The 12,434-nt window shown below is 72.5% G+C and carries 3 protein-coding genes; all 3 read left to right on the top strand.

What is annotated here, in order from left to right:
• The first annotated feature begins 40 nt into the window (after nucleotides 1-40).
• From OG989_RS27385 to OG989_RS27375, 3 genes are read left to right on the top strand one after another with little or no spacing between them, the layout of a single operon-like run.
• On the top strand, nucleotides 41-2,341 hold the full coding sequence (locus OG989_RS27385; RefSeq protein WP_327028921.1) for a pyridoxal-phosphate dependent enzyme: 2,301 nt from the start codon (nucleotides 41-43) through the stop codon (nucleotides 2,339-2,341).
• Nucleotides 2,342-2,350: 9 nt separating this feature from the next.
• Complete coding sequence (locus tag OG989_RS27380; RefSeq protein ID WP_327028920.1) at nucleotides 2,351-5,710, top strand: AMP-binding protein; 3,360 nt, start codon at nucleotides 2,351-2,353, stop codon at nucleotides 5,708-5,710.
• A gap of 10 nt (nucleotides 5,711-5,720) precedes the next feature.
• Nucleotides 5,721-12,404: a non-ribosomal peptide synthetase gene (locus tag OG989_RS27375; RefSeq protein WP_327028919.1), complete on the top strand. Its 6,684-nt coding sequence runs from the start codon at nucleotides 5,721-5,723 to the stop codon at nucleotides 12,402-12,404.
• Nucleotides 12,405-12,434: the final 30 nt, after the last annotated feature.

Genomic DNA, 12,434 nt, shown 5'->3' with positions numbered 1-12,434 from the left:
CGAGCGACGTCGGCACCCACGGACGATCGGGGGCCAGCGCGTGATCTTCCAGAGTGTCGTCGACGCCATCGGGCACACGCCGTTGATCAGGCTGAGGATGGATGTCGACCCGCGCGTCGAGGTGTACGCCAAACTCGAACTCCAGAACCTCTTCGCGATGAAGGACCGGGTCGCCCGCTACGTGATCCTCGAGGCCAGACGGCTGGGCGTGCTCCGACCGGGCGCGCCGATCGTCGAGAGTTCCTCCGGCACGATGGCGCTGGGAGTCGCCCTCGTCGGCACCGCCCTGGGCCATCCGGTGCACGTCGTCACCGACCCCCGGATCGACCCCGTGACGCTCGCCAAGCTGCGCGCCCTGGGCTGCCAGGTGCACGTCGTCGACCGGATGTCCAGCCAGGGCTGGCAGGGTGCCCGCCTCGAACGGCTGCACGAGCTCCTCGAAGCCCTGCCGGGTGCGTTCTTTCCCGAGCAGTACCGCAATCCGGACAACCCGGGTGCGTACCGGTCCCTGGCCGGGGAGCTGCTGGGGGACCTCACCTCCTTCGACGTCCTGGTCGGGGCGGTCGGCACCGGTGGATCGCTGTGCGGCTCGGCCCGGGCGCTGCGACGCGCGCTGCCCGAGCTGCGGGTGGTGGGGGTGGACTGCGTGGGCAGCGTGCTGTTCGGTCAGCCGGACGTGCCCACCAGGCTGCAGGGCGGGCTCGGCAACAGCCTCGAGCCCGCCAACCTGGACCGTCGCCAGATCGACGAGGTGCACTGGCTCAACGACCGGGAGGCGTTCGGCGCCACCCGTGACCTGGCCCGCGAGCAGCAGATCTTCGGCGGCAACACGTCGGGCTCGGTCTACCAGGTGTTGAAGGACGTGGCTCGCCGGGCGGAGCCGGGGACCCGGATCGTCGGCATCTTCCCCGATCGCGGCGACCGGTACGCGCAGACCGTCTACGACGACGGATGGGCCGCCGACCGCCTGCGCGAGATGGACGCGGCGGACCGGCCGCGTCCGATCAGCCCCGGCGAGGTCGCCGTGAGCTGGTCGCGGACGGACGACGTCCCGCGCACGGACGGCGAGCGGTACCTGTTGTTCCTGGAGGCGAACACGAGCGGGACCGGCGTGCTCGCCCTGAGCGTCGCACGACGGATGGGGCTGCGTCCGGTGCTGCTCACCGACCGTCCCGACCGTTACCCGGGGCTCGCCGACACCGACTGCGAGGTCCTCGTCTGCGAGACGCACGACCTGCCGGCCCTGCGCTCGCTCATCCAGGGCAGGTTCCGTCGTGAACAGCTCGCCGGGGTGACGACGACGAGCGACTTCTACACCGTGCTCGCCGCCGAACTGGCCGACTGGCTGGGACTGCCGGGCAACCCGCCGGCGGCCGTGGCCGCCTGTCGGAACAAGGCCCTGCTGCGGGAGGCGCTGCGGGACAGCGGGATCCGGCAACCCCGCTTCGTCGCGGTGACGGACCCGGCGCGGGCCGCTGCCGCGGTGCGCGAGGTCGGACTGCCGTGCGTGGTGAAGCCCGCAGACGACTCCGGATCCAACGCCGTGCTGCTCTGCGCCACCGTCGAGGAGGCGACCGCGCACGTGGCGGCGGTCCTGGCGATGCGCGTCAACGTCCGGGGCATGCCGACCGCCCGCTGCGCACTGGTCGAGGAGTACGTGCGGGGTGCCGAGTTCAGCGTCGAGGTGTTCGGCGAGAGCACTGGGAACCGCTGTCTCGGGATCACCGAGAAGCGGGTGACCGGCGGGCCGTACTTCGCGGAGCTCGGTCACGTCTTTCCCGCGGACCTGCCGGCGGATCAGGCGACCGAGATGGTGGATGCCGTCCTGCGGGCGCTCGCCACGGTCGGGATGTCACACGGGGCGACCCACACCGAGGTGCGCCTCACGCCGTCCGGCCCGGCCATCATCGAGATCAATCCCCGCCCGGCTGGCGGGATGATCCCCGAGCTCTACCGCCTCGCCACCGGCTCCGACCTGCTCGCCGCGCAGCTGGCCGCGGCCGTCGGGGGACCGACCCGGCTCTCCTCGACCACCCACGGGTACGCCGCGATCGAGTTCCTGGTGGCTTCCCGACCCGGGACGCTCCGGGGCACCGTGGGCGGGGCGGAGATCGAGCGCCTCGACGGCGTCGAACAGGTGACCGTGACGGCGTCCCCCGGCACCTCCGTGCGACCACCGCGAAACGGCTACGACCGCCTGGGGTACGTCATCGCCACGGGCTCCAGCAGAGCGGAGGTCGTCCGCCGGATCCGTACCGCCGTGGACCAGGTCCAGCTGCTGGTCGACGAGGACAGCCCGGACGCCGTCAGCGACGAAGCGTCCCTGGCCCCGGCCCACTGAGGGACGACCATGACGCACACCTCGCTCATCGCGGCCCTGTCGGCCTGGGCGGACACCCGAGCGGACGACCCCGCGCTGACCTTCGTCGACAGCGCCGGGGCGACGACCAGCACCACGTACGGGCAGCTCGACGAGGGCGCTCGTACCGTGGCCGGCCACCTGCGGTCGATCGCCGAACCGGGTGACCGGGCGCTGCTGCTCTTCCCACCCGGCCTCGACTACGTCACGGCCTTCCTCGGCTGCCTCTACGCCAACGTGGTCGCGGTGCCGCTCTACCCGCCGGGCCCCAACGCGCGCCTCGACCGCGTCACCACCGTCGTGCGCGACTGCGGAGCCACCCACGCGCTGACCACCGCGAAGCTGGTCGAAGCGCTGTCGGGGCTGGCGGCCGAGCCGGGCGGACCGGCGGTGCACCCGATCGAGGCGGTGCGGGCGCACGCCGCTCCGGTGGGCCCCCACCGGCCGGCGCCGGACGACCTCGCCTTCCTCCAGTACACCTCCGGATCGACGGGCGATCCCAAGGGGGTCATGGTCGGCCACGGCAACCTCACCGACAACCACCGGGCCATCGCGGCCGGCTTCGGGATCAACGCCGACGACGTGGTGCTCAGCTGGCTGCCGATGTACCACGACATGGGTCTCATCGGCACCACGTTGCTGCCGCTGTTCATGGGCGTACCGGCGGTCCTGCTCGACACGTTCGCGTTCGTCCGGAATCCGCTGCGGTGGCCAGCGGAGGTGTCCCGTTTCAGGGCGACCCTCTCCGGTGGACCCAACTTCGCCTATCAGCTCCTGGCGGACCGCTTCGACGCCGGGCTGCTCGACGGGATCGACCTCAGCTCGTGGCGGGTCGCCTTCAACGGCGCGGAGCCGGTGCACAGGCGGACGATGGACGCGTTCTCCGCCGCGTACGCGCCGCTCGGTTTCGACCGCCGGGCGTTCTATCCGTGCTACGGCCTGGCGGAAGCGACGCTCTTCGTCAGCGGCCCCGAGGCGTCGACCGGCTACCGCGCCGGCACCTTCGACCGGCACGCCCTCGAGACGGGCCGGCTGACCGGGGCGACCGGAGCAGCGGGGACGGACCCGGTCACGCTGGTCTCCTGCGGCACCCCGCCACCGGGTACGACGGTCGTCGTGCGCCGCGCGGACGGCGCATCCTGCGCGGCGGGCGAGGTCGGCGAGATCTGCGTGAGCTCCGGCGGGGTGGCCGCCGGGTACTGGGGCAGGTCCGACTCCGCCGCGACGTTCGCCGCCACCGTCGGCGGCCAGCAGGGGACGTTCCTGCGTACCGGGGACCTCGGCGCGATGTACGACGGCGAGCTCTACGTCGCGGGGCGCCAGAAGGATCTGATCATCCGCGCGGGCCGCAACTACCACCCGCACGACATCGAGGCCGTCGCCACCGCGGGCGACGAGCACCTGCGCCAGGGCGGCGCCGCGGCGTTCCAGCCGGAGACCGGTGACCAGCGGGTGGCACTGGTGGTCGAGGCCTCCCGCCGCGGGCTGGCGCGGCTGCTCGCGGACCCCGCGCTGCTCGCGTCGCTGACCGGCGGGTTGCGGCGTCGGGTGGCCACCGAGTGCGGGTTGGACCTCGACGACGTGGTCGTCGTCATGCCCGGCGCGATACCGAAGACCTCCAGCGGGAAGGTCCGCCGGCGTGCCACCAGGGAGCAGTTCGTCGGCGGGCGGCTCAAGCTCGTCGTGCCGGCGGTCCCGTCCGTGGCGCCCGAGCGGGCCGCCGCCGACACCCACCCCGGCGACCGGTCCACTGCGGTGGAACAGCTCGTCCGGCGGTACGCGAACCTCGAAGGGGCCGAGTGGGACCCGTCGCTGCCGCTGGCGGCGCTGGGACTCGGTTCGCTGCGACTGATCGAACTCAAGGCGGCGGTCGAGCGGTTGGTGGACGGCACCCTGGACACCGAGCTGTTCTTCGGCGACCGGTCGGTGGCCGAGCTGGTCGCCGCCGCCGCGAGCCCCGGCCCGGCCGCCGTGCCGCTGCCGGCGGAGACCGGCGCGGTGAGCCCCGCCTCGGCCGGCCAGGTCGAGCTGCACTTCTACGACGAGGTGTCCCGCGGCAACCGGGCGAACAACCTGGCGATCGCCCTGCGCGTCTCCGGCCGCGTCGAGGAAACCCTGTTGCGGGCCGCGATCGACGAGGCCGTCGCTCGGCACCCCGCGCTGCGCACGACGCTCGGACCGCTCGGGTCCGGCGTCCAGACCGTGCACGAGCAGGGCACGGTCGACTGGGAGTGCCGGGCCTTCCCGGACGGCCCCGACGAGGCGGTACGCGCCTACCTGCACGAGCGGGCCTACCGCCCCTTCGATCTGGTGAAGGGCCCGTTGGTGCGGGCCGGGGTGGCGTACCCGCCGGACGGCACGGTGCTTCTCGTGGCGTGTCATCACGCGGTCGTCGACCACTGGTCGCTTCAGCTCCTGCTCGCCGAGATCCTGCCCCGGATCACGGGCGGCGACGCCCCGCCGGCCACGGCGGGACCGGGCGCGGCGGACGCCACCGACTGGGCCCGGCTGCAGCAGCAGGCGCGACTCGATCCCGACCGGCGCGACCGGGTCACGGCCCTGGCGGAGAGGTGGCGGCCACTGCGTGACCTCGTCCTCTTTCCGCAACGACCTGCTGGCGGCGGGTCTGCACGACGACGGCCGGACCCGGACCGGCACCGGGCCGGCTGGATCGACTTCGAGGCCGACCCGGACGTCGTACGGACCCTCCACCGGCACGCGGCGCGGCGCGGCTTCACCCCGTTCGTCTCCCTGCTGGCCGCCTACGTCCAAGCCCTGCACGAGGTGACCGGCCAGCCCAGGATCGTGATCGGCGCGCCACACCACGGGCGCACCGACCAGCGCTTCGCCGGCACCGTCGGCTACCTGGTCAACATGGTGCCCGTCCTCGGTGACCTGACCGACCGGCCCGATCCGTCGGCACTCGAGGAACGCCTGTGGCGGGAACTGCGGGCGGCGCTGTCGACGGCGGACGTGCCCTTCAGCGACCTGGTCCGGGCACTCGCCGCGGATCGGCACGGCCAGAATCCGCTCTTCCAGGCGACGCTGACGCTCCAGCAGCCGGTGGACGGCGGCGACGTGGGACTGTCCGTGCCCTGGAGCCGCCGGCGGCGACGGATCGGGCCCCACGACGTCGAGACGTTCGACGTGCCGCCCGTGGACGTCGCCTTCGCGACGAGCCTCTACGGCGTCCTCGACGCGGGCGGACTCGCGTTCCGTCTCGTCCACCAACGCACCCTCGTGTCCGCGGAGACGGCAGCCGAGGTGTGCCGGCGGTTCTCCGAGAACCTCGCCCGGCTGGTCCGACGGCCGTCCGCACCACTCGCTCACGACCCGGTTCGACTCAGCTAAGGCGGAGATGATGACTGCTTCCGATGGTGCCGTCGGTAATCTGGTGGAGTCGTTCGACGAGGTCGTCCGACGTGACCCGGACAGCATCGCGGTGTGCTGCGGCGACCGGCGGATGTCGTACGCCGAGGTGGCCACCCGCTCGACGGCGCTCGCCGCGGCGATCAGGGCGCGGGTCGACGACCCGTCGCGTCCGGTGCTGCTGTTCCTGCCGCGTTCGACGGACATGGTGGTCGCGAGCCTCGCCGTGCTGCGGGTCGGCGCGGCGTACGTGCCGGTCGATCCGTCCACCCCCGCCGCCCGGCTGAGAATGATCGTGGCGGACGCGGCGCCCTCGGTGGTGTTGACGACTCCCGAGCTGGCGGAGCTGCTGCCGCCGGACACCCCGGTGCTGGGGCCGCAGGACGTCGCGGAGGACCGCAGCGGCGCCACCGACGGGCGGTGCCCCGCGGCGTGGGACACCCGCGCCTACGTGATCTACACCTCGGGCACCACCGGGCGGCCGAAGGGCGTGGAGGTCAGCCACGGCAACGTGCTGCGCCTGATCCGGACCACCCAGCCGCAGTTCGGCTTCGGCGCCGGGGACGTCTGGACGATGTTCCACTCGTTCGCCTTCGACTTCTCCGTCTGGGAGATGTGGGGCGCGCTGCTGTCCGGTGGCCGGCTGGTCGTCGTGGGACAGGACGTCGCACGGGACCCGGTGGCCTTCCGGGCGTTGCTCGCCGACGAACAGGTGACGATGCTCAGCCAGACCCCCACCGCCTTCAACAGCCTGGTGGCGCACGAGGTCTCCCGGCCCGACAGGCTGCCGCTGAAGTGGGTGGTCTTCGGCGGCGAGGCGCTGCGCTTCGGTGACCTCCGGCCCTGGGTGGACAGGTACGGCGACCAGCAGCCGCAGCTGGTCAACATGTACGGCATCACGGAGACGACGGTCCACTCCTCGTACCGCAGGGTCCTGGCGGCCGACCTGACGAGCACGGCCAGCCTCATCGGCCGTCCGTTGGCGGACCTCGGTTTCCTGCTCTGGGACGAGCAGGGCCGGCCGGTGGCCCCGGGCCAGACCGGCGAGATCATCGTGACCGGACCGGGGGTGGCCACCGGATACCTGGGCCAGCCCGGAGCGACCGCTGAGCGGTTCCTCGACCTGACCGTCGACGGCAGGCCCGTGCGGGGATACCGGTCCGGTGACCTCGCGCGGCTGACCCCCGCCGGGGAGTACGAGTACCTGGGGCGGGCCGACGACCAGGTCAAGATCCGTGGGCACCGGGTCGAGCTCGGGGAGATCCACGCGGCGCTGAGCGCGGTACCCGGCGTCGAGCAGGTCGCGGTGACCGTCCGCCGGGCGCGCCCGCAGCGCAATCCGGTGGTGAAGCAGGAGGCGGTGTCCGGGCGGATCTCCTCGGTCCGCAGTCTCGTCCGGGCCGGGCAGCCGGCGTCGGGCGCCGGCAACGACCGGACGCAGATCGTCGCGTACGTGACCCACGACCCCGGCTGCGAGCTGGGCGAGATCCCGGAACTGCTGCGGGCGGGCCTGCCGTCGTACATGCTCCCGGCGTTCGTCGTCCCGGTGCCGGAGATTCCCGTGAACGCCAACGGGAAGGCCGACTTCACGCTCCTGCCCGCACCCACCCCGGCCAACCAGCTCCGGGCGCCGATGGCTACGGAGGCGGTCGCCGACGCCTCGACGGCGACGGTGGAACGGGCGATCTGCGCGCTGTTCGAGGAGGTGCTCGGCGTCGAGGGGGTGGGACCCGACGACTCCTTCTTCGGCATCGGCGGGGACTCCATCATCGCGGTGCAGCTGCGTGCGGCGGCGGCGAACCGCGGGATGACGCTGGACCTGGCCGACATCTACGAGCTGAAGACGCCCCGTGCGCTGGCCACGTACGCGGTCACCACGGACGAGTCGACCGACCCGCCGGTCGAGCCGTTCAGCCTCATCGACCCGGCGGACCGGGCGCACCTGCCGGCCGACGCGGTGGACGCCTACCCGTTGGCCACCCTCCAGGCCGGCGTGCTGTTCCACAGCGCGTACGCCGAGGGCGTCAACATGTACTGCGACATCTTCATGTTCCGGTTGCGCGCGGGGTTCGACCACGACGCCATGAGCCGCGCGCTCGCGCGGGTGACCGAGCGCCACGAGATCCTGCGGACGTCGTTCCACCTGTCCGGCTTCTCGCAACCGCTCCAGGTCGTCCACGCGCGGGCCCGGACCCCACTGAACGTGACGGACCTGAGCCGGTTCGACGAGGATCGGCAGCTGGCCGAGTTCGAGGCCTGGCAACGTCGGGAGATGAGCAACCCGTACGACTGGGCGCAGCCGCCACTGGTGCGGTTCACGGCGCACCTGCTCGGCCCGGACGAGTTCATGTTCTCCATGAGCTTCCACGACACGATGTTCGACGGGTGGAGCGAGACGTCGCTGCTCGCGGAGATCCTCGTCGACTACTGGCAGGACCTGCAGGGCATCGCGTCGCACGACCGTGCCCTGCCCGTCCGCCGGTACGCCGACTTCATCGCCGAGGAACAGGCCGTGCTCCGCGACGAGGCGGTGCGGGAGTTCTGGCGGCAGGAACTGGCCGACGTCGAGCCGAGCCTGCTGCCCCGCCTCGCCCGGGGCTCCGGCGCCGTCCACGAGGGGCGGATGGGCTTCCTCAGCGTGGACCTCCCGGCGGAACTCTCCGACCGCCTGCACCAGCTCGCCGCCGCCTGCGGGGTGTCGGTCAAACACGTGGTGATGGCCGTCCAGGCGCGGGTGGTGATGGCGCTCACGGGACGCGACGACGTCGTGCTGGGCGTCGCCGCCAACGGGCGGATCGAGGAGGAGGGTGGCACCGAGGTCATCGGCCTGCACCTCAACCTCGTACCCTTCCGGTTCCGGCCGCGGGGTCGCACCTGGCGCGACCTGATCGCGGCGACCAGCGACAAGGAGCGGGAACTGCTGCCGGTGCGGCGCTTCCCGCACGCCGAGATGCTCCGTCTCGCCGGCGTGCCCGAGCTGACCGACATCATGTTCAACTACACCCACTTCCACGGCTACGAACGGCTCGCCCACGCCACCGGCATCGAGGTGGTCGACGGCTTCGGCTACATCCAGACGAACTTCACCCTGCGGGCCGAGTTCAACAAGGACCCGTTCAGTCGACTGCTCACGCTCGACCTCGAAGCGAACATGGAGCGGATCTCGGAGGACCAGCTCCACGAGGTGGCGGACATCTTCCTGCGGGCGCTGACCAGCGTCGTCGACCAGCCCGACGACGAGCCGACGCAGGTCGCGCTGCTCGGTGAGCAGCGGTACCGGGCGTTGGTGGAGATCTCACGCGGGCCGGTCGAGCCGGCGACGGCCACGGGCTTCCTCGAACGGATGGCCCATTCGGTGCGGACGTTCCCCGACGAGGTGGCCGCCGTCTGTCGCGGCCGCGAGATCACCTACCGGGAGCTCGCCGCGCACGTCGAGCGGGCGGCCGGATGGTTGCGTGACCGGCAGGTGGGCCACGGCACCGTGGTCGGCCTGGCCAGCGGCCGGAACATCGACTACCTCGTCGTCACCCTCGCCATCCTCCGCCTCGGCGCGGTGTACCTGCCGCTGCCGCAGGGCCCGGCCGCACGCGTCGCCCGCATGGTCGGGCGGGCGGAGGCGAGGCTGGTGGTGTCCGACGAGACGCACCGCGCCGCGTTGGCCGCGATCGGTGAGGTCGAGCTGGTCGACTTGGCGGACGTCCTCGCCGCCGCCGGCACGCCGGCCGGGCTCGGCCCCGCACCGGGCGGTCGGGACAGCGCGTACGTCCTCTTCACCTCGGGATCCACGGGCGACCCCAAGGGCGCCCTGATCCGGCACGACGGCATGCTCAACCACATCGACGCCAAGATCCAGCAACTGGACCTGCGGCCCGGCGACCGGCTGGCCCAGGACGCCGCCGCCACCTTCGACATCTCCGTCTGGCAACTCCTCGCGCCGCTCGCCGTCGGCGCCACGACCGTGATCTACCCGGACGAGATCGGCCAGGACGCGGCGTCGCTGCTGCGGGCCGTGGCCGAGGACGGGGTCACCGTGCTGGAGGTGACGCCCTCCGTGCTCAACATCATGTGCGCCGAACTCGCGTTCTACGGCGTCGACGCGTTCCCCCCGTTCCGCCTGCGCTGGGTCGCCTCGCAGGCGGAGACCCTGACCCCGCAGTCCGCCAACACGTTCCGCCGGCTGCTGCCCGGGGTGGGACTGCTGAACATGTGGGGGGCGACCGAGACGTCCGACGACGTCCTGCACCACCTCGTCGCGGCGGACGTCGACGAGCGGGACGCCTCCGTCCCCCTCGGACGGCCCGCGCGCAACACCGCCCTGTACGTGCTGGACGGCGCCCGGGAGCCGGTGCCCACCGGCACGCCGGGTGAGCTGTACGCCGGCGGCGTCTGCGTCGGCGGCGGCTACGTCAACGACCCCGACCGGACCGCCGCGAGCTTCGTCAGCGACCCCTTCGTCGGGGACGGGGACGGCATCATGTACCGCACCGGTGACCGTGGCCGCCGGTTGGCGGACGGCTCGGTGGAGTTCCTCGGCCGGACCGACAACCAGCTCAAGATCAGAGGGAACCGGGTCGAACTGGACGAGGTCGGCCGCGCCCTCGCCGGCGTCGAGGGCGTCCAGGAGAGCGTCGTGATCGTCCGGCAGTCCGCCGACGGCGGCAAGCAACTCGCGGGCTTCTTCGTACCGGAGGTGGTCTCCGGCGGCGCCGGCGGTGCGACCGAGGGCTCCCTAATCCGCCGGGACCTGCGGCCCGAGGAGGTGCGCTCCGGGCTCGGCCAGGTCCTGCCACGCAACGCCATCCCGGACTTCCTCGTCCGCGTCGACCAGTTGCCGCGTACGAGCCACGGCAAGGTCGACACCCGCGCGCTGGCGGCGACGGCCCTGTCCCCGGTCGACGAACCGACCGAGGCGAGCTCCGCCCCGATGACCCCGACGGAGGAGGCCGTCGCCGAGATCTGGGCCTCCGTGCTCGCCGGTCGCCGGCCCGGGCCCCAGGTCAGCTTCTTCGACCTGGGCGGCCACTCCCTGCACGCGACGCAGGTCCTCGCCCGGCTGGGGGACCGCCTCGGGGTCCGCCTGCCGATCCGGGAGCTGTTCGAGAACCCGACGCTGCGGGGTTTCGCCGCCCGGGTCGAGGCGGCGCTGACCGACGACCGGGAGTCGGAGGTGCCGATCCCGGCGAGGCCCGCCGGCCTGCGGGAGTTCCCGCTGTCCATGGCGCAGTCGAGCCTCTGGTACCTCGACCAGATCGACTCCGACGGCGCCTACACCGACGGGTACCTCCTGCATCTGCGCGGTGACCTCGACGTGACGGCGCTGCGGGCGGCCGTCGACCGGCTCGTCGCGCGGCACGAGGTGTTGTCCAGCCGGATCGTCGAACGCGACGGCGTGCCGTTGCTGGTCGTGGACCCCGATGCGAAGCCGCGCCTGCGGGTCCGGGAGGTCACCGACGGCGTGGTCGCGGAGGGGGACACCGAGGCGATGATGGAGTACGTCCGGCAGCGGGCGACGCGACGCATCGACCTCGGTGGCGTGCTGACCCGGGCCACCCTGTACCGCTTCGCCGACCGGGACCACGTGCTCGAATGGACGAGCCACCACGTGGTCACCGACGGCTGGTCCAACGAGCTGATCCTGCGGGAGATCGCGGAGTCGTACGCGGCCCACCGGGCGGGTCGGGAGGCGGACCTGGCCCCGCTCCCGATCCAGTACGGCGACTACTCCCGCTGGCAGCAGGACTACCTCGAATCGGCGCCGGCCCGACGCGACGGCGACTTCTGGCGGTCCTACCTGAAGGGCTACGACGGGGAACTCGCCCTCGCGACCGACCTGGAGCGGACCGAGGACCGCGCGCGGGCCGCGGGCCGGCGCCGCCGGGAGTGGGACGAGTCCTTCTCCGCCGAGGTGCGGGCGTTCGCGCAGCAGCACAACGTGACCCTCTTCATGGTCGTGCACGCCGTCAGCGCGGTGCTGATGGCCAAGCTCGCCCAGCAGTCGGACGTGGTGATCGGCGCGGCCGTCGCCGGTCGGCACCCGGCTGAGACGAGGGACCTCGTCGGCTTCTTCGCCAACACCGTGCCGTTCCGCTACCAGGTCGACCCGGAGCACAGCGCGCGGGCCGTCGTCGCATCGGTCCGGGACAGCGCCCTGAACGCCTTGGACCACCAGAGCCTGCCGTTGCAGAAGATCGTGGACCTCGTGGGAGCACCCCGTCGACCCGGGGTGAACCCCCTGGTGCAGGTCGTGGTCTCCGTCGCCCGGTCGATGCACGGTGTCGCCGCGCTGCCGGGCCTGGACACGAGCGTGACCCCGTTGGGCGCGCAGACGAGTCGCTTCGACCTGTTGCTGCACTTCACCGACGAGGACCGGATCGGGCTGACCATCGAGTACGACCGGTCGCTGTTCACCCCGGAGGCCGTCGACCGGCTGGCCGGGGCGGCCGACCGGCTGCTGAGGTTCTTCCTGGGCAGCCCGGACCGGCCGGTGGAGGAGGCGACGCTCGTTGACGACAAGGACCGCGGGGCGCTCGGGGAGATCTGGCGGGAGGTGAGCGGCCAGTCCCTGGAGATCGACCACCGCGCGACGGCGACGCTCATCGACTCCCCGCACTGGGGCGCGTACGTGTCGCGGGTCGAAGCGGCAGGGCTGATCGTCCCGCTGGTGCTCGACCTGTGAGGACCAGCGGGACGAAACCTGGGGAGAGAT

This window comes from Micromonospora sp. NBC_01740, assembly GCF_035920365.1.
Classification (GTDB): domain Bacteria; phylum Actinomycetota; class Actinomycetes; order Mycobacteriales; family Micromonosporaceae; genus Micromonospora; species Micromonospora reichwaldensis.
Note: the sequence above shows the minus strand (reverse complement) of the source record. Positions and strands in the feature narration are given on the sequence as shown.